Source organism: Bythopirellula polymerisocia (assembly GCF_007860015.1).
Classification (GTDB): domain Bacteria; phylum Planctomycetota; class Planctomycetia; order Pirellulales; family Lacipirellulaceae; genus Bythopirellula; species Bythopirellula polymerisocia.
Map to the genome: position 1 here is coordinate 281,418 of NZ_SJPS01000007.1, position 25,014 is coordinate 306,431.

16 protein-coding genes are annotated in these 25,014 nt (G+C 49.0%); 11 read left to right on the forward strand and 5 right to left on the reverse strand.

Annotated features, from left to right (window positions below; all coding sequences use genetic code 11):
- Positions 1 to 159: 159 nt before the first annotated feature.
- A complete protein-coding gene (locus tag Pla144_RS20220) occupies positions 160 to 2,610 on the reverse strand; it encodes a hypothetical protein (RefSeq protein ID WP_146452520.1) in 2,451 nt (816 codons plus the stop codon).
- A 459-nt stretch (positions 2,611 to 3,069) separates the two neighbouring features.
- On the opposite strand from Pla144_RS20220, the gene Pla144_RS20225 reads away from it, so the two are divergent.
- The gene (locus tag Pla144_RS20225) at positions 3,070 to 3,918 is read left to right on the forward strand and encodes a sugar phosphate isomerase/epimerase family protein (protein ID WP_231936462.1); all 849 of its coding nucleotides are present in this window, start codon (positions 3,070 to 3,072) and stop codon (positions 3,916 to 3,918) included.
- 9 nt (positions 3,919 to 3,927) lie between these two features.
- Here Pla144_RS20225 and Pla144_RS20230 read toward each other — a convergent pair whose 3' ends face one another.
- Positions 3,928 to 4,815: a sugar phosphate isomerase/epimerase family protein gene (locus Pla144_RS20230; RefSeq protein WP_146452522.1), complete on the reverse strand. Its 888-nt coding sequence runs from the start codon at positions 4,813 to 4,815 to the stop codon at positions 3,928 to 3,930.
- Positions 4,816 to 5,053: 238 nt separating this feature from the next.
- On the opposite strand from Pla144_RS20230, the gene Pla144_RS20235 reads away from it, so the two are divergent.
- The 6 genes from Pla144_RS20235 (at position 5,054) to Pla144_RS20260 (ending at position 14,599) form a co-directional block, all read left to right on the forward strand.
- A complete protein-coding gene (locus tag Pla144_RS20235) occupies positions 5,054 to 8,311 on the forward strand; it encodes a DUF1553 domain-containing protein (protein ID WP_146452523.1) in 3,258 nt (1,085 codons plus the stop codon).
- A gap of 23 nt (positions 8,312 to 8,334) precedes the next feature.
- Positions 8,335 to 9,798 (forward strand): DUF1501 domain-containing protein, encoded by a 1,464-nt coding sequence (locus Pla144_RS20240; protein ID WP_146452524.1) that lies wholly within the window; start codon positions 8,335 to 8,337, stop codon positions 9,796 to 9,798.
- Between the two features lie 365 nt (positions 9,799 to 10,163).
- On the forward strand, positions 10,164 to 10,937 hold the full coding sequence (locus tag Pla144_RS20245; protein ID WP_146452525.1) for a PIG-L deacetylase family protein: 774 nt from the start codon (positions 10,164 to 10,166) through the stop codon (positions 10,935 to 10,937).
- A 422-nt stretch (positions 10,938 to 11,359) separates the two neighbouring features.
- Positions 11,360 to 12,247 carry an AraC family transcriptional regulator gene (locus Pla144_RS20250; protein WP_146452526.1) on the forward strand — a complete coding sequence of 296 codons (888 nt, stop codon included), beginning with the start codon at positions 11,360 to 11,362 and terminating at the stop codon, positions 12,245 to 12,247.
- 269 nt (positions 12,248 to 12,516) lie between these two features.
- Complete coding sequence (locus Pla144_RS20255) at positions 12,517 to 13,572, forward strand: carbohydrate kinase family protein (RefSeq protein WP_197530858.1); 1,056 nt, start codon at positions 12,517 to 12,519, stop codon at positions 13,570 to 13,572.
- Positions 13,565 to 14,599 carry a TIM barrel protein gene (locus Pla144_RS20260; RefSeq protein WP_146452528.1) on the forward strand — a complete coding sequence of 345 codons (1,035 nt, stop codon included), beginning with the start codon at positions 13,565 to 13,567 and terminating at the stop codon, positions 14,597 to 14,599. Before Pla144_RS20255 ends, Pla144_RS20260 begins: the two co-directional genes overlap by 8 nt.
- 448 nt (positions 14,600 to 15,047) lie before the next feature.
- Here the strand turns inward: Pla144_RS20260 and Pla144_RS24770 are convergent, their stop codons facing one another.
- Positions 15,048 to 15,200 (reverse strand): hypothetical protein, encoded by a 153-nt coding sequence (locus tag Pla144_RS24770; RefSeq protein ID WP_197530859.1) that lies wholly within the window; start codon positions 15,198 to 15,200, stop codon positions 15,048 to 15,050.
- Positions 15,201 to 15,680: 480 nt separating this feature from the next.
- Here Pla144_RS24770 and Pla144_RS20265 point away from each other — a divergent pair, with 480 nt between their 5' ends.
- Positions 15,681 to 17,909 carry an outer membrane protein assembly factor BamB family protein gene (locus Pla144_RS20265; RefSeq protein ID WP_146452529.1) on the forward strand — a complete coding sequence of 743 codons (2,229 nt, stop codon included), beginning with the start codon at positions 15,681 to 15,683 and terminating at the stop codon, positions 17,907 to 17,909.
- Positions 17,910 to 17,914: 5 nt separating this feature from the next.
- On the opposite strand, the gene Pla144_RS20270 is transcribed toward Pla144_RS20265, so the two are convergent.
- Positions 17,915 to 19,984, reverse strand: coding sequence for a dockerin type I domain-containing protein (locus tag Pla144_RS20270; protein WP_146452530.1), 2,070 nt, complete (start codon positions 19,982 to 19,984; stop codon positions 17,915 to 17,917).
- Positions 19,985 to 20,093: 109 nt separating this feature from the next.
- The gene (locus Pla144_RS20275; RefSeq protein ID WP_146452531.1) at positions 20,094 to 21,269 is read right to left on the reverse strand and encodes a XylR family transcriptional regulator; all 1,176 of its coding nucleotides are present in this window, start codon (positions 21,267 to 21,269) and stop codon (positions 20,094 to 20,096) included.
- A gap of 537 nt (positions 21,270 to 21,806) precedes the next feature.
- Here Pla144_RS20275 and Pla144_RS20280 point away from each other — a divergent pair.
- The 3 genes from Pla144_RS20280 to Pla144_RS20290 all read left to right on the forward strand — a co-directional run bounded on the left by Pla144_RS20280 (position 21,807) and on the right by Pla144_RS20290 (position 24,981).
- Positions 21,807 to 22,883 (forward strand): hypothetical protein, encoded by a 1,077-nt coding sequence (locus Pla144_RS20280; protein ID WP_146452532.1) that lies wholly within the window; start codon positions 21,807 to 21,809, stop codon positions 22,881 to 22,883.
- Positions 22,884 to 22,960: 77 nt separating this feature from the next.
- On the forward strand, positions 22,961 to 23,761 hold the full coding sequence (locus Pla144_RS20285; protein ID WP_146452533.1) for a PEP-CTERM sorting domain-containing protein: 801 nt from the start codon (positions 22,961 to 22,963) through the stop codon (positions 23,759 to 23,761).
- A 173-nt stretch (positions 23,762 to 23,934) separates the two neighbouring features.
- Positions 23,935 to 24,981, forward strand: a complete 1,047-nt coding sequence (locus tag Pla144_RS20290; protein ID WP_197530860.1) for a DUF1559 domain-containing protein — start codon at positions 23,935 to 23,937, stop codon at positions 24,979 to 24,981.
- The last annotated feature ends 33 nt before the right edge of the window (positions 24,982 to 25,014 follow it).

The following is a 25,014-nucleotide window of genomic DNA, read 5'->3' on the forward strand; positions in this document are numbered from 1 at the left end:
GCAATGAGCCCCCGGTCTGCGTGAACGCAATGAGAATGCGGCGGTAGCCGTCTAAAACTAACTTTTATCCCGCTAACGGATCACGCTGGATATTCCAGTTCACGATGAACCAAGACAATTGCAACCAAGGTCGTGCGAACGCGAATCGTGCCTGTCTGCTTAATCGCTCTTCGGAGGATCGGAGATTCGACTAAGCTCGATTTCCAATAGTTGTTGAGGAGGAAGCGTAATTGAAATTCGTTCGCCAGGGGATGAGATGTTTACAACATCTTCTCCGATGGATGAACCAAGACACTTGTGTCGTACAACATATAATCCAGGCTTCACACGCCAAACACGCATAACAATTTCTCGCTGCTCGTCCGCATGAGAGAACAGTTCAACTTTGATACCTTCCTCACGCGCATCAACTACCAAAGCGGTGAAATTCCCATCGGTATGCTCCCATGATACATAAAAATAGGGCGAAGTGTTGCTGGGGATTCCGTCTCCTGTCAGCATTCCCTTGAGAGCCTCACTCTCAGCCACGTAAACTCGATCGGTGAAGAGTGCTTCGTTTGTTTTTAGAGGCGTATTGAATCGCACATCATCTAAAAGAGTATTTAGTCCCTCAACTAGGTGTCGCTCGTCTCCGCTTACACGATATCGACCGTAGGGACTGCCATAGAGCATGATCAAATCATCAAAGGTTTGATTTCTAGTAGTAAATCTCCACTGCTCGATAACTTCCCAGAAGAGCGAACAGTTTCTCAATATCTGAGCAGCCCAGGCTGGCGAGCCTTCTGGATGATTACTTTCGAGAGCTTGAGATTCCTGCGAACGAATCAAATCCAGTGTCAGCAACAGGGGCTCCAAGAGTCGTTCGTCTCTTGTCAACAGGTAGGTGTAAAATACTTGATCAAGAAGTAAGCTCCCTGCTGAGTGGTACCAATCATAATAATCCCAGTACATATCTGCTTGATACCAATTCTTTCCATCACCGTTGATTGACTCATCTTCAAAGCGAATCGAGGCCGGAAAAATACCTCGAGGCTTTCCTTTTTCAGTGCTCAATGATGCTTCTACCCAAGCCATAGACCACTCGTGGAGAGTCGCTACGAGTTGAGGATCAGGCCGACGCCCAACCAAATAGCGGACTGCTTTTGCAGCACGACAGTTGAATTCCACGTCACGTCCTTTTGGCTCTGTAGTCTCAAGATCAGTTGCACTGAACCATGCGGAGCGAAAAAAACGATTACCTTGAGGAGTCAAACCCGTCCAGAAATCTTGAAAAAGTTGCGCGGAGGGCTGCAAACGCGTCAAATACTCTGGTTCATCGGAATAGAAAACCATCAATGGGGCGGTATCGGAGATAAATTCCGAAGAGTGTTCCACGTCAGCTAACTTGCGCGCGTAACCCTGATTCACATGTTTACTGTGCCAGACGCCATCTGCCAAAAGTTTCCAACCTTGCAGCGCGGTTTGATCACCAGCCAGGCAGAGTGGCGCCCACCACCTAAGCAGTTCCACATCATCACCAAATTTGCCCCCAAATTCTCCATTAGCGATTTGGCGTTCTGTGGTCCACCAGCGAATTATTGCTCGCAATCGGCACAAGGCTTCGTGTTGCAAAACAGACCAGGCGGGAGCTTCGGGAGACGATTCAAGACAATCACAATCGTCCTGAGAATCAATTTGTTTGCTTGCGTACATTGCTAACAAGTCATCTTCAGGATAGTTCTGGTAAAGTAACTTCAGATCGTGATTGGCATTGGCAATAACTTCGCTTCCTCCTCGTTCCTTGCCAAGCCAATAGAGCAGTCGACCTCGCAGATAGCGGGCTGGATCTGCCAAAGGCTCACCTACTGCTTTCTGTCCTGCCAGTATTCCGTCCAAGAGCATGATTGCCTGATGATGCCGATCAAACATGCTGAGTCTGGTTTCTCCTTCAGCCCATTCCCAGCCGCGCATTTCGTAATACTTCTCTGCCGCTGCTAAGAATTCCATCCGTTGTAGCCAGAGGGCGAGAACGCTATCCGTAGGATTGGCAAGTACAGCAGTTTTCACCTCCTGGATTAAAGAAGGCAGAGATGAGTAGTTGTTGAGGCTGAGGTTACTTTTAATTTTCGCCAGGAAGTTTAGTTGGACAGGTGTGTATTCATACTGCTGACGCATTAAGGAAATACCTAATAATCGAACGTCAGAGTCTTTACCCTGGAATTTCAAAATCAATCCATCGCTACCCACTTGGGCTGTCGTATGAAAGACTCGGTATAGTTTTGGCAGATTCTGGCTCGGCTCTGCGGCCGCTGGAAACTCCTGCCAATCGACAACACACGGTTGGCCTTGGATAGAGATCTGCGTCGCATTGTGATCAAATTCTCCCATTTCCAACCAGATAGTCACAATCCAATCGCCGGCTGCTATGTCGGCGCGAAAGTCAAACTCTTCGCCCACAACGCCGTCGATCGTCAATGCCGATCGAGACCGCGATAGATCAGCCCGAACAAATGAATCGCGTGGCGATGTGATCCATCCGAAACCCAAAGTTGTTTGATAGCGAGACGAAAGATTTAGTGCTATCGACTGGTCCGCGATCACAGATTGAGGAGGTCCTGAATCGAATCGCAATACCTGGGATTCTGGAATCGAGAAGGCTGCAAAACATGTCGTGCAACTAAGGATCAGAATGCATTGTATCGTCTTGGCAAATGATATTGGACTAATGAAAAATGTCATGCAACTACTGTAGGACTTTTTCACAAAGCCCTCGCTCTGAATACGATTAGACTTCAAACAAGCCTAGGACCATCAGTTGAATCCATTCACTCCACATTATTAAATTACTATAGCAAAGACGTTTCGTACGCACGATGGAGTCTACTGTGAAAAATACGGTGAAGGCTAAATATCGGCCAAAGTGTTTACCAGGGGGAAGTTTCCGAAATACTTGCAAGTCTAAGCCCCATAAGCAAGAATAAAGCTTCATTCACAACTCATCCTCCGACGGAGTGACTTCCATTGTTATCAAACTCTTCTCGTCGAAGCTTTTTGCAGTCTTGTGCAGCCGCCGCTATTACTGTTGGAGGCTTGCAGCGACTAACCCAGCATGCTCCAGCCATTTCTCCTATAGAGCGCAATGGCATCCCAAAGTTTAAGTTTAGCCTGGCTGCGTATAGTTATCGCAATCTTTTGACCGGTAACTCACCAGAATTGACACTGTCTGATTTCATCGTAGATTGTGCCAACATGGGGCTCGAAGGCACTGAACTCACTTCGTACTATTTCCCGGTTCCCACCTCGAATAGCTACCTACGCGAACTCAAGCACCAATGCTTCCAGTTCGGCTTGGGCGTTTCTGGGACTGCAGTCGGCAATGATTTCGGTTTTTTGCCAGGCAAGGAGCGCGACGAGCAGATATCAATGACCAAAGCGTGGATTGATCGTGCTGAGGTTCTCGGAGCACCAGTCATTCGAATTTTTGCGGGCAAACAGAAACCCGGTGTAAATCCCAAACACTCGCATGCTCTCATGGTTGAGGGCATAGAAGAGTGCTGTGAATATGCGGGCCTACATGGAGTTCATCTTGCTCTGGAGAATCATGGTGGTCCCACAGCGACCGTCGATGGGATGCTTGAGTTCGTCCAGGACGTAAAGAGTCCCTGGTTCGGTGTTAATCTCGACACCGGGAACTTTTATACCGAGGATCCCTATCTTGATCTCGCACGGATTGCACCCTACAGCCTCAATGTACAGGTGAAAGTCGTCACTTCTGATGAAGCAAGAGAGAACAAGCGGCCAACCGACTTTCGTCGGCTTGGACAGATCCTTCGCGATGCGAATTATCGTGGTTATGTTGCCTTAGAATACGAAGAGGAAGGCGATCCACGTCAAGAGTGCCCGAAATACCTCGACATTATTCGAGAGTCCTTCGCGTAGTCTGACGGATTATTTGAGATTCGATCGCATCCAATCGAGGTAATGGGCGGCGTACGCGTCAAGGTTTTCTATTGCCCCACCTCCTCGGACTGGAGAACACATTTCGTAGTTCGCGATGCCTGTAAAACCACCTTCCTGTAACCCACGGAAGAACGCGGAATAATCGATAAATCCTGTGCCAAACTTCACTGCGCGCACAAGATCAGGATAGGCACGCTCATAATTGATAAATTCAGGGCGGTAGTTGTATCTCGGCAAACGCACATAGTCAGCGCTGGTCGTAATGGCGGTATGGGGAGCCATTTTTTTTGCACATTCATAGAGGTCTTCGCCTCTTAATGCAGGTGACCAAGCATCAAATCCCAGCTTGCAATTCGGACGCGCTATATCGTTTAACACTTCCAGAAGTGCGTCACTATGAACTCCCACATCGTGATGATTCTGTACCACCACGGTGACTTGATATTCTGCTGCTCGATCGCACATTTCGCGGATTGCATGCACTACTGATTGCCAAACTTGGAGTGGACTTTGAAGCGTAGATTCATAGGCTGTGAAAACTCGGATGTGTCGTGTACCTAACAGATGCGCCAGCTTTGCTAATGCTGCAACATAGCTTATTTGCATTTCCAGGTAGGGCACTTCAGAGGCTGCCAAGGGAGAGAAATCCGTGTAGCCGGCGATCACTTCGCAAGAGATAGTGTTCTCCGACAATGCCGAACGAATCGCGGCGACATACTCCTCGTTCGCATCCAAGGGAGAAAGATGAGGCCGTTTTCCAGCGAGCATTACCGCTTCATACCCAAGCTTGGCAGCTTTAGCGATAAATTCAGTCACATTGAGTTGGTCTTGCCCCCAGTATCCCGCGTAGCTTACAGAGAATAGGCTTAGTTTCATATCTGATATATCCACAAGAATGATTTGCTTAAGCGAAGTGAGAAATGTGCTGACTCATTGGCTATTATGGCATGACAGACCAGCTTTCGAACACACTTCAATTCCAAAATCTATACCGGAAAGTCCAAGCCGAATCACCTACTGACGTAGGGCCTGTGCATCTGCGGCTGTGTTGCAATAAGCATTTTTGGCGAGTAAAATGCGTAAAGAATTTGCCCTTTAATCAGGATTGCCACCTATGGTTTCCATAAGAGGAGATTGGATCGCTTGCTGCTTCGTGCTTGGGTGGGTCTGTCACGCAAGTTCAGTAAAGTCGGCGGAAGAGTCTATTTCACCTTCACCTTCGCCGAAGATAACGGCAAGTGTAAACGAGACTGACATTCCCGTCGATTATCTTCAGGACATCCGCCCGATTCTCTCTGACGCATGCTACGCATGCCACGGTCCTGACGAAGCCAGCCGAGAATCAGAGTTTCGGCTTGATCTCCTGGATCAGGCAATCTCATCAGATGGCTCCGACGAAAAAGTGATCGTTGCAGGAAATCCCGAGCAAAGCGAATTGCTGCGTAGGGTTTCCTGTAAAGATCCTGACGAAGTTATGCCACCACCAGAAACGGGAAAGTCGCTCACAAATGACCAAGTTTCTCTTATTCGTCGTTGGATTGCGCAAGGTGCTAAATGGGAGCAACACTGGGCTTTTGTAACTCCACAACGTCCAGAGTTACCCAACGTCAGTAACTCCAATTGGCCGCGCGATGCGATCGACTTTTTTGTGCTGGCAGGTCTCGACCAAAAAGGCTTGAAACCTTCCCCTGCTGCTCCAAGAGAAGTGATTATTCGACGTGTCACTCTCGATTTAACGGGATTGCCCCCCACGCTTGCTGAAGTCGAAGCATTCTTAGCAGACGAATCTCCCCAGGCTTATGAGCGAGTTGTCAATCGGCTGCTCCAGTCGCCGCAATTCGGAGTTCACATGGCGCGCTTTTGGCTCGATGCAGCCCGTTATGGCGATACGCACGGATTGCATTTGGATAATTATCGCGAGATGTGGCCATTTCGCGATTGGGTGGTTAATGCATTCAATGCAAACCTTCCGTTCGACCGGTTTGTTATCGAGCAATTGGCGGGTGATTTGCTGCCAGATCCAAAACTCGATCAACTCGTTGCCACGGGATTCTGTCGTGCCCATGTTACTACCAACGAAGGTGGTTCGATTGAAGAAGAGGTGCATGTCAGAAATGTTGTCGATCGAACTAGTAACACGGCCACAGTTTTTCTTGGATTGACTATGGGCTGTGCAGTTTGTCATGACCATAAATTCGATCCAATCACGCAGCGGGAATTCTACGAGTTGTCTGCTTTCTTCAATAGTCTTGATGGACCTGCTTTAGATGGAAACATCAAAGACCCTGCACCTGTAATTAGTGTACCTAGCGAAGGCCAGGCTGCCACTCTCGCTTCTCTACGCGACCAGATTTCACAATTGAATGAGAAAAGGGACGCACGAGGAACGTCGAGCGATCATGCGTTTCTCCGGTGGATTGAGCGGCTAGTAGAGCGTGAATCCTTAAGTGCCAAATCAGAGCTTCACGTTGACGACCAGCTAGTCGTCCATTGTACTTTTGAAGACGAATCCGGGGATCAGATCAATAACCAAGCCAATCCAGCCCGACGAGGCAAGTTGATCGGTGCCAATCGAGTCGCGGGACGCACGGGCAGCGGAATACAATTCCCTGAAGGTGCAGTCGCAGATTTAGGAAATGTGGCCAGCTTTGACGATGATGACTCGTTTAGCTACGGAGCGTGGGTTAAAACGGCTAACGGGCGAAACAGCGTCGTCTTGGCTAAAACTGATCCCGCCCAACTTCATAAAGGATACGAACTCTCGATACAAGAGGGCCAGGTCAAGGCGATTATCAGTCGCCGCCGTCCGGGCTATATTGTGAAGGTTGTTGTAAAGGAACCTTTGATTACACCTAATGAGTGGCATCATGTGTTTGTGACATACGACGGCTCGAAGTTGGCAAGCGGTGTAGTGATTTATGTTGATGGGAAACGCCAGCCAGTCGATGTCTGGTCCGATGCGTTGAAGTTTAAAGGAGGAATCCGTAACTCAGAACCCTTGTTGCTAGGTCGCCGCGATGTAGATTCTCACTTTCTCGATGGGACGATTGACGATGTGCGCGTGTACGGCAAGCGACTTTCAGAAGCAGAAGTTCGTGCAATTTTTTTGGAGAGCGAACTCTCTTTTCTTGCCGATCCTCCCGAGAACTTGAGCGAAGCTCATCGTCAGATCCTTCAACATTTCTATTTAATGCACCACGATGACGAGTTCATTTCCTGCTCGAAAGAACTCGAACAGTTGCATGATCAATTACGCAAAGTAACACAATCGGTGCCTACCACTCTCATTTATCGAGAGAGCAAGAATCCCCGTGAAGCTTTTCTATTGATCCGTGGCCAATACGATAAGCCTGGAGAACAAGTCCAGCGTTCAACACCGTCGGCTCTCCCGCCCATGCCGGCTGAATTCCCGCGAAATCGTTTGGGGCTTGCTCGCTGGTTAGTGTCTCCTGAAAACCCACTCACGAGCCGAGTTGCCGTGAATCGATTCTGGCAGCAACTGTTTGGCATTGGACTGGTAGAGACGAGCGAAGATTTTGGAAATCAGGGAACCGTTCCCTCTCACCCAGAGTTGCTGGATTGGCTAGCAGTAGAATTCCGTGAAAGTGGCTGGGACATCAAAGAACTAATGAAGCAGCTTGTGCTCTCAGCAACTTATCGCCAGAGTTCCTACGTTTCACCTACACTTGTGCTAAAGGATCCCAAGAATCGGTTTCTGGCCCGCGGGCCTCGCTTTCGACTTGATGCAGAGACATTGAGAGATCAAGCCTTGTACTTAGGCGGTGACTTGGTGTTGGCTCTGGGTGGTCCTAGCGTAAAACCTCCTCAGCCAGCCGGACTGTGGAAAGCCGTGGGGTTCTCAAGCTCGAATACCGTGGAATTTGTGCCTGACCAGGAACCGGACAAAATCAATCGCCGGTCTCTGTATGTGTTCTTAAAACGGACTTCTCCCCCTCCCGAGATGAGCACATTCGATGCCCCCTCACGTGAGTCAACTTGCATCCGGCGCGAGCGCACCAACACTCCGTTGCAGGCGTTGTTGCTGATGAATGATCCTCAGTATGTTTCTGCAGCACAAGCCTTAGCAGCACGTGCCCTTTCCGCACCTTTGGTTAATAATGCTGAGCGAGCTGCCCATATGTACCGACTTTGTACAGCACGTTTTCCTTCTGATGCAACTTTGGACGAACTCGTACGTTTATTTGAAGACCAGTTGGATGAATACGAGCAAAATGACGAGGCTGCTCAAGAGCTCCTAGCAGTGCACTATGGGAATATAGATCGTGAAGAGTTTGAATCGCCCCAGCTTGCCGCCTGGACGGTGGTTGCCAATCTAATCCTGAATCTTGACGAAGTCGTCAATAAGAATTAGTTGTTTCCGAGGGAGAGAAGAATATGGAACCAGTTCGCGAATACTTGCTGGGCACGACTCGTCGACATTTCTTTAGGCAGGGTGCATTGGGTCTAGGCTCGGCTGCTCTCAGCTCGCTCCTTTCCTCAGCCACCTCAGCTAATTCTGCTACCGCTCTGCCGTCAATTGGATTGCCAGGGGTGCCGCATTTTGCCCCAAAAGCAAAACGGGCTATCTATCTGTTTATGGCAGGTGCCCCATCGCAAATGGATATGCTCGACTACAAACCTACGATGCACCTTTGGTATGACAAAGACTTACCAGAATCGGTCCGAAAAGGGCAACGACTGACCACTATGACCAGTGAGCAGACCCGGTTTCCTATTGCTCCATCGAAGTACAATTTTCAGCAATATGGGCAACACGGCGCATGGGTAAGTGAACTGCTACCTTTCCATGGCCGAATGGCCGATGACATAGCAATCGTCAAATCTATCTACACAGAGGCGATCAATCACGATCCTGCTATCACATACATTTGCACAGGTAATCAACTCCCCGGTCGGGCCAGCCTTGGAGCCTGGCTAAGCTATGGCCTGGGTTCTATGAACGAGAATCTGCCGTCTTTTGTCGTGATGACATCTTCGTGGACGGGACCCGTTGAGGCTCAGGCCCTGTACAACCGTCTTTGGGGATCTGGCTTCCTGGCTAGCAAGCATCAAGGTGTCGCTCTGCGTAGTCAAGGCGATCCAGTCCTGTTTCTCTCCAATCCACCTGGCATTGATGCATCAACGCGACGGCGTATGCTCGACTCATTGGGGAGACTAAACCATGAGACGCTAGACCAATATGGTGACCCCGAGACTGCTGCGAGAATCACTCAGTATGAAATGGCATTCCGGATGCAGAGTTCTGTTCCCGATCTGGTTGACCTTAGTAACGAACCGCAGCACATCCTGGATATGTATGGCCCTGACGTCCAAAAGCCCGGAACATTTGCAGCCAGCTGTCTCCTTGCCCGGAGAATGGCGGAACGTGATGTGCGTTTCGTGCAACTCTTTCATCGAGGTTGGGACCAGCATAAAAATATTGCAGTCGATTTACCCAATCAATGCCGAGATATTGATCAACCCTGCTGGGCACTGATCCAAGACCTTAAACAGCGCGGCATGCTGGACGATACACTCGTAATCTGGGGCGGGGAATTTGGCCGCACTATTTATTGCCAGGGAGAGTTAACGCATGAAAACTATGGGCGAGATCATCACCCGCGGTGCTTCACCGTCTGGCTTGCAGGTGGCGGAATCAAACCCGGAATTGTATACGGTGAAACTGACGAGTTTAGTTACAATGTCGCTGACTGCCCAGTGCACATTCACGATCTGAATGCTACTATTCTCCATTGTCTGGGAATCGATCATCGTCGATTGACCTACCGCTCCCAGGGCCTCGATATGCGTCTTACTGGCGTGGAAGAACAGCACCCAGTGCATGCCATTCTGGTCTGAAGCAACATAACAAATCGTAAAAGTCTAAGAAGTCTGAAATTGGGCTGACATCAAAGTAGGTTGATTGTCTGATGAGGAAAAGAGTCCTCTGATTCGAGAATTGATGTGACACAGATCTACCGGTAGATCAATCATTTTATGTACCGCGCATCTTCAACAATCTTAGAGGGTGTTGCGTAAATTCCAATAGGATCGGAGCGCTACTGAGCAACCAGAGTGCTGTGTCATATTGAATCGGTTGCAATATGCTTTGACTAAACGCCATCTGATTCTTCCGCCCGACCGTCATGCATTTATTTGAGCGACTTGGGTCTCAGGTTGCATTTTTGTTTTATGGATTCTTCCTATACATGGAATAATACTTAATGAACCAATCTCCTCCTATTCGAAATGTAGCACTGGCTTTTCTAGCCCACCCCGACGACGCAGAATTTCTATGCGCTGGTACGCTTCTCCGCTTAGTAGAGCACGACTGGGAAATTCACATTGCAACGGCAACCGCTGGTGATTGCGGTTCGATCACGTTGCCGGCAGACCAGATTGCAAAGGTTCGCCGAGGTGAGGCGGCTACTGGCGCTCGCATGCTTGGGGCTACCTATCACTGTCTGGAAGAAAGCGATGTTAATGTGGTGTTCGACAAAACGGCGAATCGTAAAGTGATCGACTTGTTTCGCCGTATTGCACCCTCATTAGTGTTCACACATCCCCGACTTGACTACATGTCCGATCACGAGCAAGTTCATCAGTTAGCTCGAAGTGCAGCGTTTGCCTACTCGATTCCCAATGCCTCGCCGTTGCCGTTGCTTCCTGGGTCCACGATCCCATGGCTTTATTACTGTGACCCCATCGAGGGATGTGATCCCTATTCAGGAAAAGTTGTGCGTCCCACGGTACACGTTAATATTACCCAAGTGATGGATCGCAAAAGCGAGATACTTGCATGCCATGCCTCGCAACGCGAATGGCTCCGCGCGCACCATGGAATGGATGAGTACATAGAATCAATGAAGCGTCATGGTGCAATGCGCGGCCATCAAGTCGGTATAGAATACGCCGAGTCCTTCTTGCAGCACCAGGGGCATCCGTTTCCAAGATCTGATATTCTCTCTGAACTGTTTGGAATCAACTACATCCAATAGCAATACGAAATAGTAGGATTGCTGCCGAAGGCGAGATGACACAACTTTGGACGAGCGACTATCCGTTTGGTTTTGAAGCGAATATGTGTAAGTATTATCAGACCAGTGATTGTCGATAAGGAAATCGCATACTTCGACATCAACCCACTAGAATACATTTTGCAAAAAGAAAGTTCCTTAAGGAAAACGAAATGACTACACCGAAGAACCCAGGGAGGAGTGAGGTGGGGGAATCTGTTTGGCAAGCTAGTTGTGCAGGATGGTTCATGGCAAACGAGTAGTTGTAGTGTAATAATCTCAAAAGACCTCTTCCCCCAAATAGAATTTCTGGAGATTTCGATCAGTGCTGAATAAGATCGATGTGGCACCTGGTCTCTTAGAGGTTCGTCGAAAACTAGTCAGTCAGACTTGAGGTTGGAGCGATGGTATTGGTCGTCGAACACATTGAACATGCTTCTGAGTCTTTTCGTATGCTCTCCTGGTCGAAGAGCATCTCGAAAGTTGAGGTCATTGGACCACAAAATCGGCGCAGGGTTGTAAAAGGTCAAGGCGAACATTGGCACGTTCATGCCGAGGCAGAGTTAACCCTGTTTGAGAGTGGCAAGGGGACTCGATTTGTTGGCGACAGCATCCTGCCTGTGGAATCGCCTGAATTGTTGCTGTTCGGACCCTATGTCCCTCATTACTGGAATTGCATCGGTTCGTCTAGCGGGGTGGCACTGCAGTTTTCCATTGACAAGACACAACCTTTGCGTGCAACGCCGGAATGGGATGCGCTATCCCAGACTTTACTGGGCAGCAACCAGGGATTGTTGTTTCCAACCGGGGCCGTCGAAAATGCTCACAGACTTATCAATGTAATGATCGAGCAAGACCGGCTAGCAAGGCTGGGGAGCTTTTTTCAACTGCTAGAGATGCTCAGTTGCTACCCGGGTAACCCGATCTCAAGCAAGGCATATAGTGCGGCTGACACGACAAAGCATTTTCCAGCGATTCAAAAAGTCATTCTGGAAGTTCTTAACCGCTACTCTGAGGTTCTAGAATTAAAAGAAATGGTGGAACTTTCCCAGATGTCAAGAGCTACGTTCTGTCGTGAGTTCAAAAATTACACTGGTAGATCATTCGTCGAATTCTTGAATGAAGTGCGCATAGACGCCACTTGCCAGAAACTATCAACCAGCAGTGAACCTGTTAGCGATATTGCATTCCAATCAGGCTTCGTTAACTTGTCCCACTTCAATCGCATTTTTCGACGTTTAAGAGGACAAAGTCCTCGTGAGTTTCGTACGCAGGCTACCAGCATTGGGTGACAATTTGGGTTGTGCTGATAGGTACATTTCCGAATGCTGTGTAGTGCTTGCTATCGTGGAGAAAGCCTGCTTCCAGTGCATATGCTAACTCCTCCGGGATAAATGGCAGGGATTTGTGATACAATAGTATCATTGTCAAGACGAAACGCGTAGAGGCAGGTTGCCATTAGTTTTACTATGTCTGAGAGAGAAGTGACTCAATTTGGGTAGGTTTTAACGCTGAGATTTGATTCTCCGCCATCTTATCGTGAAGTTAAAGGGACTGCTTGGTGGATGATTCAGACGAATACGATTGCATAGTTTGCGGTTCCTGCGTGGTCGACGTCCTCGTTCGTCCATTACCACTCCACGATTCCATCGTCGCCGGTCAGCTTTACCATGTAGAACCACTGCAATTGGAGACAGGCGGCGTCGTGAGCAATTCAGGCGCCACATTTGCCCGCTTGGGAATGAAAGTCGCCGGCTTCAGCTTTATCGGGAATGATGAGTTCGGCAGTTATATACGAACAAGATATGAAAGCCTCGGCATCGACACTGTAGGATTGACTGTCCATCCAGTTGAGGCTACCAGTACTACAGCCGTATTGATCGATTCCCAGGGAGAGCGCACATTTGCTCATTGCGTAGGTGCGCCTCGCGAGTTGGACATCAAATGGTTTGAAAAAAACCTGGATCTCTTCCTGCGAGGTCGTTCAGCAGTAATTGGTTACTTTTCTCTAATGCCAAAGTTAGAGGCCAACCTACCTCAGGTGTTGGAAATGTTGCAGGAAGTAAATTGTTTGACTGTGTTGGAAACCGCTGGCACCGGCGGGACGCTTGAAGAACTCAGCCCATCTCTGCCTGTAGTCGATGTGTACATTCCTAGTTTCCAAGAAGCATCAAACCAAACCAAGCAGACCAATGCTCGAGAGATTATTAAGGTTTATCGGGATCAAGGTGCGAAGGGCGTGGTGGGTGTCAAATTGGGCGCGGAAGGTGCTATGGTCAGCCCCTCACCCGAGGAATTTGTTGAGATTGAGGCCGTTAAGCCACCGGGGGCTGTACTCGACACCACTGGAGCCGGAGATGCTTTCTTGGCAGGATATGTGGCCGGGATGCTAAAGGGTTTAACACCTGCAGATTCAGGACGCTTAGCCGCAGCTGCAGGCGCATGTTGTGTGACGGGCCTAGGCGCGTCACAGGGCCTTCGAAACTATGCTGAGACGGCCAGCCTGGCTGGGCTCACTAGCGTTTCCGCCACTAGCGCGGATCAACTTTCAGACTCAGCCGCCCCGAATACTGTAGAGTTCACACTTATGTCCTCAGGAGTTCGTACGAATGAGTGAGTCGTACCGGTTTTCATTTGGTCCGTGGAATATTCATGGCGGGGCTGATCCTTTCGGCCCTGCTACACGCAATGAAATTGCGTTTGCCGAAAAACTCAAGTCTTATCAAGAGCTTGGCTTCGAAGGCGTTCAGTTGCATGACGATGATGCAGTACCGAACTTAGCCAATAAGTCTGCCACCGAGATCTCTGCCGAAGCAAGGCAACTCAAATCTTTTCTAGCCGACAACGGCTTGGTTCCCGAGTTTGTCGCCCCTCGATTGTGGGAAGATCCTCACGGAATCGACGGCGGTTTTACTGCCAACGATCCAAATTGTCGGAAGTGGGCATTGGACCGCAGCAAACGTGCCATCGACATCGCGAACGACCTGGGGGTCAATCTTCTGGTGCTATGGTGTGCCCGGGAAGGCACTTATATACGTGAAGCAAAATGTGCTCGCACTGCCTACGCGAGGCTATTGGAAGCTGTAAATTCGCTACTCGAATACGACTCTAAGATTCGGATTGCTATCGAGCCGAAACCGAATGAACCTGTGGACCAAGCATATCTGCCGACAATCGGTCACGCATTGGCCTTAGCAGGGCAAACCGACGATCCTCTACGAGTAGGTGGACTTATTGAAACTGCCCACGCGCAACTCACGGGACTTGATCCCTCAGATGAGATGGCATTTGCATTGCAGATGGACAAGCTATGGAGTGTTCATTTGAACGATCAGAACGGGCTTAAATTCGACCAGGACAAGACGTTTGGCAGTGTGAATCTTCGGGCAGCGTTCAATCAGGTGCGTGTCTTGGAGGAAGCTGGGTACGCTCGTACAGGTCGTTTTGTTGGACTGGACGTTAAGGCGATGCGCACCCAATCACAGGATAAGGCACACCTTCATTTGGCCAATAGCAAACAGGTTTTCCTGAGACTTGTTGAAAAATCACGTAGTCTACCTCTCAACGTGGTCGAAGACTGTGTTAAACGTCGAGACTACGAATCGCTTGAGATGGTAGTCCTCAACCATTTGATGAGTGGCTGAGCAATCAGTTAAGAGATTTCGACTACAACATATGCGTCTGAAAATGGAGGACTCGCAAGTCCTTGGTTTAAGTCGGATGCTAGACAGCCTGCTCCAACGGGAGAGCGCCTAAAAGTCGCTTCAAACAAGAGGATTTCATAACTTACGATATCTCGTATGACTCCTCTTGTTATGATTCAACGAATCGGAGATTGATTGTGGCGGCTTTTGACCGGCGGTTGTTTCTTGGTAGTTCTTTAGGAGCTGCCCTGGGTTCGACCGGACCCTCAAGCAAAGCCGAAACTCTCACCAACAGCCCTAGCGAACAGATCCACATTGCCCTCATTGGATTGATCAAGATTTCTCTTTGTGGGGATTCCCAACGGCCAACCATTTGATCAACTGGTGAGTTCATCGGGAATACAGGCATGGCTTGATTGCAGAAAACGGAACTCATTAATTGGATGCGTCAAGCTGGTTGCTGGGTAATCGCAGTCCAGAAAGAGTGTGTGGTCTTGGGGTAACTTAGTATCGCGACGATCGTGAAACATACGACGTATGCACTACGGAGTACTTGTTCGATGGCGATGTCATCGTTCGTTTCAGCCAAGAGTTCCATCAAGACTTCAACTTCCAATGGAGCTGCGGAGAACTTCTACTCGGCAGAGTGAGGTGCCTTGCGTATCACGGCTGAACAAGAATTAGTTCACTATGATAAATCGAGACTCGCTTGGAAAAATTCCATCGAAGAAATCCTCGAAGAATTCTAAATCGCTGGCGCTACGAGCCAAAAAGACGAAATGACCAAGGCGGAGGGAGATCGTCCAAGCGGTGGGTTGCGTACGTTCAGTTACTTTAACGAAATGCGAATTGTCCTTGACTTTATTCGCAATAGTCGCCAGCCATTGTGTACTGCCGAAATTGGCTACAATTCGATTTGCTTATACCTTATTGGGCGAAGAAGTTCAGTATGCTAATGAATATCGCGAGTTTGACGAGTAAACTTTCGTATAGTAAATAGTGTGTTCCATCAGATATCATTTTCTTAGTGGAAAGTGAGCACGAAGCTAACCTGCTGGCAGTTGGTGGAGGAAGGAGTGCGATGAGTAATCACAATAGACGCACATTCGTAGTCACGAGTCTGTCGGGACTGTCGCTTAGCTTGCTTACGGGCTTTAAGCGATTAACCCGAACTGCTGCTGAATTCGCTCGTCCTCAGGCTAGCCTTAACGGCTCTGATTTCTCCTTCATTCATTTCTCCGACACGCATATTAATCCTCGCACCCCTGGGCAACTGCAAAACGAGGATAGTCGAAGTGTTGAAACATTGGAGTGGCTTGCACGGTGTAGCAGTGAACCAGTTGTCCAGAAACCTTATTCGATTACAACGGGCATGCCGGCTTTCGCTATCCACACGGGCGATGTGATGGAATATGGACCAGTCGGGTATGCTTGGCAAGATTTCGAAAAAGCCATAGCAAGTATGGCTTGTCCGGTTAGCCTTGTGCCCGGGAATCACGACAACACTTGGGGAGAAATCAACCATCTTTTGAGGAAAACATACGGAGACGATTCCTATTCGTTTGACTTTGGAGGTTGTCACTTTATTTGCATTAACTCCTCAGGGCTATTAGATCCCCTCCCAAGTTTGGATCGCCGTACTCTCGATTGGGTGGCCGCTGATTTGGCGGCGGTACCAGACAGTACTCCCCTGCTTATTGCTATGCATCATCCACTCTCGGGCGACGCTGGTTATGCCAGCGAATACGACAAAATTCGGTTATGGAAATTGCTCGTCGGTCGGCGTGTGGCACTAATTATGGATGGTCACTGGCACACAGTTCATTGCCAGCAGTGGCAAGGAATCGACCGAGTGAACGGAGGTGCGACCTTTGGCATACACACAGGCTACAACACCGTAACTTTGAAAGATGGTATTCTGCGAGTAATGTTTCGCTACGAGAAAGAGTCCGACGAGAGACCCCAGCTTGTGCCGCTTCTAGAAAAACCACTTAAGGACTTGGCTTCCTTGGCAGACTTCCCTCTACGTGTGCCGACGGAAACCGATACAGGTGGTCAACTGCGTGTTCACGTTCCTAAGTCGCCTCATTCAGTTAGCATGCGAGTCTGGATCGATAGTGACATAGAGAACGCTCAGTATCTCCGTGAAGCATCGGACTTCCACATATTCGCACTCGATACTGAGAAAATCTGTCGGGGTTGGCATTTCGTATCGGCACGTGTCCGAGAGTCGGGCAAACGTGCCGTGACGACTGCAGAGAGATTTAAACTGCTTCCGGGACAGGATGCTTCGTATCAAGTTTACGAAACCAATGTGGGCGCTGGTGTAAAGACGCGGCCGCTAGTGAATGAGGATCTTATATCGCTCGCTAACACATCAGGTCGCGTCTTCGGTTTGTCGCGCAGCCTTGAAAAGAAATGGACGTATGATACGGAAAGCCAAGTCGTGCATAGCCTTTCGGAGATCGGCGAACGTATCCTAGTAGGAGATATCGCCGGAAAAGTGCATTGCTTGAATTCAGCTGATGGAAAAAAGACCTGGAAAGCTTCGCTTCCTAATCCCCTTTATGCCGCCGCGGCAATACATGGGGCCCTCGCAATTTTTGCGGACGGCGCTGGCTGGCTCCATGCGATTAATCACAAAGATGGCCAAATTCAGTGGTCTAGTCAGCTAACTAACTATGGTTTTGAATCTAAGCCACTTCTTGTTGAAGGACAATTAATTGCGGGCTGCTGGGATGGCTTTATCTACTCAGTAGATTGCGATTCTGGGAGAACGCTTTGGAAAACGTGGTCTCCCAAAGGGCACCAGGATGTCAAGAGTCGCTACTACGGGGCAGCGGATAGTCCTATCGTTGCTTGCGGAGGATCTCTTTTCGCTTGCGACCGAGGCTGGGTGCTCGGAAGGTTTACGTTGAATGGTGAATTTCAAGAAGTTATTCAGGAGAATATTACGTCGATCACCGCAAGTAATGTCGATCAATCCTTGTACGCTAAGAGTCTCAATAATTATTTAACGCGATTAGATAGTGCGTGCACACCTATCTGGGAGGTTGAAGTACCTACTGGACGCGTGCCAAATCAACCGGTTGAATTTGACGGGCGAGTGGCGATTCTCTCCGACACAGGAATCCTGACTATTCTCGACTCCGATTCCGGCCAGCAATTGTTCCAGTATTCGATTAGTCCCAGGCTTTATTGTCTCTCAGGAATTGGCACTGACAGTAAATCAGCTATTGTCTCAGCAGACATGGATGGCACTGTGACGTCTCTAGAACGAAAGGACGTCTTGGAACCTGTGCACTCTTAGCTTCATTATAATCTTTGCTTATTCGACCTGTGAGATCCTAGTGTTAGACAGATCAGTAGGAGGTATATTAGTGAATTAGATTCGGGCACCCTCGACAGGTGACTCACACTTGATGTTGTTAAACCGTATTGGCTCTGCCAAATTGCCAAGTCAGTTTCATCGACCCGGCCATCGCTATTTGCATCTCCTTCTGAGAGTGTCGTACCAGAGAGGAAGTTCCGCTGCCAGATGAGAAAATCGATGCCATCGACATCATCGTCCCCGTCGAAGTCTGCATTGTCGATAATTGACAAGGCTCCAAAAACATCGATCTCCCGAACAAGTGGCGACACGTAGGCGGTTTCGAAGCCGTCATCTGTACCCGTGAACGAATTGACACCGTTGAATGGATCGAACATCACTCCATCAACATTGGATACTGCATAAAGATCGAACCGCAGGTGAGTAATATCGGTCGCCAAAGGGATCGCATCGTCACGAAAAATGCGAACCAAAGTCGAGCCATCGGGGCCACCGGGTGTCGTGCTATTGTTCGTTACCCCAGAGGAATCGGACTGGAAGTATCCGAGAAATTCAAAGCTTGAGCCATCGTTCGATGTCCATACTCCGGTCGTAGAAAAAATTCGTCCGTCAGCACCATTGTTCCCTGTGAAGATACGGATTTCATCAATGTCATATGCTCCGCCTAGTTCATACTCAAGCAATTTCGCAGGTGAGCCTGAGCCGGGGAAATCGTTGAGCAATCCTGTCAGACCAGTACCGATATCTCCGATGCCGTCCGTGAAAGCTGGAAGGCCGTCTGGATCACTGGATCCATTCGTGGCAGCAGGGTTCGCAGAATGCCATCCCTTGTCGCCGGGTCTCTCCGTAGCTATTAATCCTTGCAAAATGTCAGATGAGCTAAAGGAATGGCTTAAGGCTCCGTCATTTGCCGCATGCTCGGTACTAAAAAGAATTCCACCGGGCTGGCTGGAGTTGTTTCTTGCAGCGAATTCGTCGTAGGAAAGTTTGTGTACCCCGTTTCCATGGACAATGCCCCAAGCACCAGTCCCATCGTCTACCCACTGGTACCAATAAGAGCCACTGATGTAGGGTTGGTTCTCCAGAAAGTTGTAGGCAGTTGCCATGTTGTCGCGCTGTAACTGTTCCGTATTGCTCCCGACTGTTTGCCATCCAAATTCAGTAACAGCGACATTCGAGAAATCGTTATTGGCTGCCTGAGTGGAACGAACCGCATTAAAATAGCTGGAAAGTTGCGACGTCGAGACGAGACTGCCTTGGCTGATGTAAAAATGATAACCAAAGTCGTTCCAAGGATATTGCAATCCCGTATCAGCTTGAAAGCTATTCCAGACAGAAGATTGATCGTAGACTTGCTGAAAATAGGGCATTGCAGTGCTAAAGCTGCCACCGATATCGTGAGCTAAGAGCCCGCCTGTAGTCAACGAAATATTGAAATCGCTGAGCAGCGTTTGTCCACCAGTATTTAGATGCCGATAAGTCTCCGAAAGCATCTTGGCGTACACACGAGGCAAAATATATGTGCCTCCCGCATTCTGAGGGTCGCTTGGATAGTTTGAGTTCGACCAAGCATTGGGTTCATTCCATATTTCGAACTGTTTGATATCGTTCTTGTAGCGATCAACTAGAAACTGTGCTGTATCGGCAAAATCGTTGACGTAAGAATTCATCCCGTCGCCATCGGGATCGAAATTCCATGAGGTTTGTCCGCCGGCAACAGTTTCGTTGGAAAAGAGCCCGAGTATTCTGAGTCCCGCGTTTTTTGCATTTTGAATCACCTCGTCGTAGAGTTCCAATTGAGTGGTGTTCCAGGAAGTTGCACCTGAATCGAGTCGGAAATTAACTCGGATTGAGTCCGTACCAGTTGCGGCAAATTGTGCTGCCTTCTGAGGAGTCAACTGAATGGCTCCATTCCAGATCGGCGCCCCTGCATTGAGGCCATGAATATCGTCACACGATGCCCGTTGAGATGTTGCTACTAACCAAGCGCAGCTGAAGCCAAAGCAGATTAAAAGTCGGTAGGAAGCCGACGAGTACCCGTAGATCAATGACATTTTTGAAAAAACCAAGAGATTTAAAGCAGTTTCGATGTTTATTCTATTATTCGATTTTAGTCGTTGACCGCAGAAAATGCACTTGAAAAGCAACAACGTGATGCAATTTCTAAGGCTGCATTTCAGTTCGAATCTGTCCAGGGGTCTTTCCTGTCTCGCGTCGCATGACAGCCGTAAAGTACTGGACCGATGAAATCCCAACCCGCTTTACAACTTCCTTGATAGGAATCTTGGTGGTAGTGAGCAAACGCATGGCGAACTCGACTTGCACGCGATTTATTTCGGCATGAATAGATCGGTTCAGGACCCCACGAAAACGTGCTTCTAGCGTCGACCGGGATAATTGGGCGACGTCGAGTACATCTTGAACAGTAATCGGATCAGTCGCATGTCGACGAATGAAACGTAACGACTCGGAGACTTCAAGGTCTCCGGTAGCTAGTACATCGGTAGATTGTCTAACGACAAGGCCCTCGGGAGGGATCGTAGTATGCTTGTCATCAGGAATCTTGCCAGCCATCATGACGTCAAGAAGTGCTGCGGCTTCAAACCCGATCCGCTTGGTGCCTTGTTCGATACTTGTCAACGGAGGGTTGACTAATTCACAGATTACATCGTCATTGTCGACGCCTATGATCGCGACGTCCTCGGGCACGCGTAATCCCACCGTCTTGCAAGCCTGCATTACGTGGCGGGCTCTGCCATCACGACAAGCCATCATGCCGACGGGCGGCGTCAAACTGGAAACCCATTGCTCCAATTCCGCCTGAGACTCCCGCCAGCGTCGTGAGGCGGTAAACCGCCCCGTATAAACTTCGCAGTAAAATCCAGCTTCAGCTAGATATCCTTGGAAAGCTTCCGCACGCTCTCGAGCCCAACCATTGGCACGGTTCGGTGGCTCGCTGCAAAAAGCAAAACTTCGGATCCCCAAATCGATTAGGTGCTGTGCTGCCAACTCGGCAATGGCTCGATTGTCGGTACGAACGTACGGGATCGTGGGGTTTTCCTCGTAGTAACCGTAACCGCCACCGATCCCAACGACTGGGATATTGATATCAGACACCGCCTTGGCAATCCGCCGGTCGTCGAAGTTGGCTAGAATGCCATCTCCTGCCCACGCCTGTAAGTCTGGCAGTCGAATAATGGGGTCTTGTTCGACGTAGAGAGACCAATTGCATTGGCGCTGGGTCACATAGGATCCCACAGCTCTAATAATCCGCCTATCGTATGGCTTCGCCGGGTCGACGATGAGGGCGACTTCTAATCGAGACGAAATTCGTGACATTCTTGAAAACTCTAACTAGAATAGACTTTTTACGCTCGGGCATGAATCGGAGATCGGAGGCCGCTGGATGTGATTTGCCAATTCTCACGAATGGCTGTGCTATTCCAAGATTTGCCGAGTGATATAGGAAATCACTTACCTGCACATGTATTTCGCCGCACTCGATCAGCTGCACCAGAATCAGCGAATCAGCTCGGCCACTGCCGGGCATAGAGCCGAACCAACCTACTATATATCTTAAAAGGATTACACAATATTGCAATGGTTTTCGAGTATTATGGTAATATAGGGTGATTCAAGTTGGCCCTTTAGAATGCCTTGCTTAGAAGGTTCATGACCTTGTTAATGACCCTTAAGGCTGAACTGGACTATATAAGCGCACGTTATACATCATTAGTTTGGCACTGTTGCCTGACTTAGGAACTGAGTTCTAATGATCCACTACTACGACTCATATTCAATTGCCTTCGTCGGGGCTCACTGCGAATCTTTTCAGTAAAACTAGTCTTTCGATCAAAGAGAGGAGAATTAGCTCTCATGAACAGGCACAATGGAGTTGCGTTGGCGGTCCTACTTGGATTCGCAATTACTGCGTCGCAGATACACGCGGCGATTACGGTTACTACCGATCATGGCCCGAACCCGAATTTCGATCACACACTTTTTGATGGGATGCTTTCCAATAGCGATCTCATTCAGGGGCTTATTGCAACCGAATTGGCTGCGGACAAAGGCTGGCATCCTGCAAATACAAATCCCGCTGATCAACTTGCCGCTTTCACAAATGGTTTGGGAGCGACGGGAACTTTAACTGGTCTTCTCAATGACTTTCCTGGAGAAGGTGTTCCAACAAAATCGATTCAATACGACCTCAGTCAAGCAGCAAATATTGGGAAAATAAATATACTGACCGGGAATAGCAATGACGTGGATGGGCGAGCATTTTGTACTGTCCTGATTCGATACTCCACCGACAATGGGGCTAACTTTTCTCCACTGGGAGGATTTGTACCTGGAGTAGGTGCAAACAACGGGGGCTATTACCAGTCCGATGTCCCTCTAACCATCAATGAACCCGGGGGAGCTGCTAATAGCAATCTTGAGACTCTGGTGAGTTTTATGAGTATTGCAGATGATGCTTCCCCGATTATTGCGACTGGAGTAACAAACCTTCAATTTGATTTCTATGCCACAAATAACACCGTCAATTGGTATTGGGATCCATTCGATGGCGTAAACCCATTTTCAGGTTTTGATGATGGGCAGTCGCAGGCGATCAGCTCACCGCTTGTTTGGGAAATCGACGTAATTGAAGGGCCTAGCGTATCGGCAGACTTTGATATGGATGGCGACGTTGATGGTAAAGATTTCCTCACTTGGCAACGCGGTTTTGGAATCAACGATGGCTCAGCGCAACCAGGGGACGGCGATGCTACAGGTGACGGCAATGTGAACGCAGCGGACCTAAGCGTTTGGCAAAACACTTACAGCCCAGAAGCACTCATTGTGTCAAGTGTCTCCGTGCCTGAGCCAGCTACAATGGCCATCGCCTGCGCAGCCATGTTTTCATTGCTTAGTTTCGGAAGGTGTAGGAGTCGCCTGATCGGCAGATAATGAATATGCTAATTTGAGTTTCTGTTTTTGTTTCTTTTCTGGTTTCTAGTGACTTTTTTTGAATGGGAGAATGACTAATGAGAGTATTTTCAGCATGTCTTGGACTGGTAACAGCAATTGCCACGATGCAAATTGCAGGTGCCGCAATCACGTCGACGACGACTCATGGAGCGGGGGGAAACGATCTCAATGGCTCGATAGCCGTGGGCGACGCTATTTCCGGATTGATTTCTTCAATAGACGATGGCAATTGGCATGGAGCGACTCCTTCGGAACCAGAACGACTGCAAGCTCTTACTGACGACGCAGGTCCTATCAGCAACTTGACCGGATTGCTGAATGACTTTCCTGGGGCGGGCCTTCCAACCAAGCGACTCCAATACGATCTGGCAGGTCCCACGGACATCCAGAAGATTCAAATCCTCACAGGTAATTTCGGTGGAGATGGGCGAGTTTTTTCTACGGCGGTAATTAACGTCTCTACCAATAATGGTGGAAGCTTTTCTCCCCTCGGCGGATTCGTCCCAGGCCTGGGTGCCAATAGTGCGGGCTACTACCAGTCGGATGCTTCCGGAGTAGTTAATAGTGGGCAATGGCAGTCCACGTTGCTGGCTATTTCTGACGATGGAGGAACACCATTGGCTTTAGGTATCACTAATCTCACCATCGATTTGTTTGCAGTTGACAATACAGGAGGAGAAAACCGAGATCCGTTTGATGGAATCAACTCCTACACAGGTGTTGACGACGGCCTGACAGCCGCAATTGCTTCGCCATTGGTATGGGAAATTGATGTTATTCCCGTTCCAGAACCGGCTTCGTGCTTGCTACTGCTGGCTGGATTGGGAAGCACACTGTTGACTCGAAGGAATCGCTAGAGATTGAACGATTATCACGCAGAATGCGGGGTCTGCTTCCGGCCGCTGAAACGCTGCCGGAAGCGCCTCTCACTTTTGTGAATAACTTCAGATATCAGAACGATGGAATTAGAGATTCCATTTTGAAAGAACTGCGTCGCACGGAACCGCACTGTCAGGGAGAGGTAGTGGAAGTGAACTCTAACAAGCGAGTTTTTCATAGGGATCCATCGGGTTTTACTCTTGTTGAGTTGCTGGTAGTAATTGCCATCATCGGCGTTTTAGTGGCTCTGCTGTTACCTGCCGTTCAAGCGGCACGAGAAACCGCTCGCAATGCCCAGTGCAAGAACCACCTCAAGCAACTCTCGCTTGCAATGCTGCAACATGAATCGACTTTTGGCTACTTGCCTGCGGGTGGGTGGCTAGGAGATTGGGTTGGCGATCCCGATTTCGGCTCAGATGAAAAACAACCTGGTGGGTGGGTTTACAATCTTTTGCCCTACATCGAACAGCAAGCAGTCCACGACATAGCCGCTGGAATGCCTACTGGATTCCAGAAAAAGCGTGTTCTTGCTGAGCGAGATGCAATCCCGATCGCAATCATGAATTGTCCCAGCCGTCGACCTGCAATTGCTTATCCGAATACCGCAAGACACACACCCAAAAATGGCTATCTTTCAGAGTTTCACGGTCGCTCCGACTATGCTCAGAACGCTGGAGATATTCATGAACTTGAAGCATGGTGCTTTAAGTGTACACCGAACAGCTATAGCGAGGGTACAAATTCCGGTTGGCGACCTCCGCTGGAAGAACACTCAGGCATTGGATTCTGCGGTACCACGCTAGAGTTACGTCAAATCACTGACGGACTTAGTAATACGTATGCAATTGGCGAACGTTTTATCGAACCGCAACACTACCAGACTGGTTTGGCCCATGCAGACGATTGGCCAATGTACACCGGCTACCAAGATGATCTGTATCGCTCAGTGTGGTATGACGAAAAGGATCCTCTCAATGGTGAAGCCTATCTTCCTTTGCAAGATCGCGATGGAATTGTCGGGGCTTCCGAGCGGTTTGGCAGCGCCCACTCCGGAGGTTGCAATCTAGCGATGGTTGATGGCTCCGTTCAATCAATCTCATACGATGTGGATTCGGAAGTGCATCGAAAAAATGGTCATCGTTCCGACGGAGGAGCCGTGAGAACCTACGAAGTGAAAGTCGGTAATTGTTCACTTTGAGATGATTCTTCTTGATATGTAAGAATCGCCATT

What these genes read in the sequence shown, in the direction of transcription:
- Pla144_RS20245 (WP_146452525.1), top strand. Translation starts at nt 10,164, where the DNA reads ATGAACCAATCTCCTCCTATTCGAAATGTAGCACTGGCTTTTCTAGCC.
- Pla144_RS20265 (WP_146452529.1), top strand. Translation starts at nt 15,681, where the DNA reads ATGAGTAATCACAATAGACGCACATTCGTAGTCACGAGTCTGTCGGGA.
- Pla144_RS20260 (WP_146452528.1), top strand. Translation starts at nt 13,565, where the DNA reads ATGAGTGAGTCGTACCGGTTTTCATTTGGTCCGTGGAATATTCATGGC.
- Pla144_RS20240 (WP_146452524.1), top strand. Translation starts at nt 8,335, where the DNA reads ATGGAACCAGTTCGCGAATACTTGCTGGGCACGACTCGTCGACATTTC.
- Pla144_RS20230 (WP_146452522.1), bottom strand. Translation starts at nt 4,815, where the DNA reads ATGAAACTAAGCCTATTCTCTGTAAGCTACGCGGGATACTGGGGGCAA.
- Pla144_RS20280 (WP_146452532.1), top strand. Translation starts at nt 21,807, where the DNA reads ATGAACAGGCACAATGGAGTTGCGTTGGCGGTCCTACTTGGATTCGCA.
- Pla144_RS20275 (WP_146452531.1), bottom strand. Translation starts at nt 21,269, where the DNA reads ATGTCACGAATTTCGTCTCGATTAGAAGTCGCCCTCATCGTCGACCCG.
- Pla144_RS20250 (WP_146452526.1), top strand. Translation starts at nt 11,360, where the DNA reads ATGGTATTGGTCGTCGAACACATTGAACATGCTTCTGAGTCTTTTCGT.
- Pla144_RS20235 (WP_146452523.1), top strand. Translation starts at nt 5,054, where the DNA reads ATGGTTTCCATAAGAGGAGATTGGATCGCTTGCTGCTTCGTGCTTGGG.
- Pla144_RS20270 (WP_146452530.1), bottom strand. Translation starts at nt 19,984, where the DNA reads ATGTCATTGATCTACGGGTACTCGTCGGCTTCCTACCGACTTTTAATC.
- Pla144_RS20285 (WP_146452533.1), top strand. Translation starts at nt 22,961, where the DNA reads ATGAGAGTATTTTCAGCATGTCTTGGACTGGTAACAGCAATTGCCACG.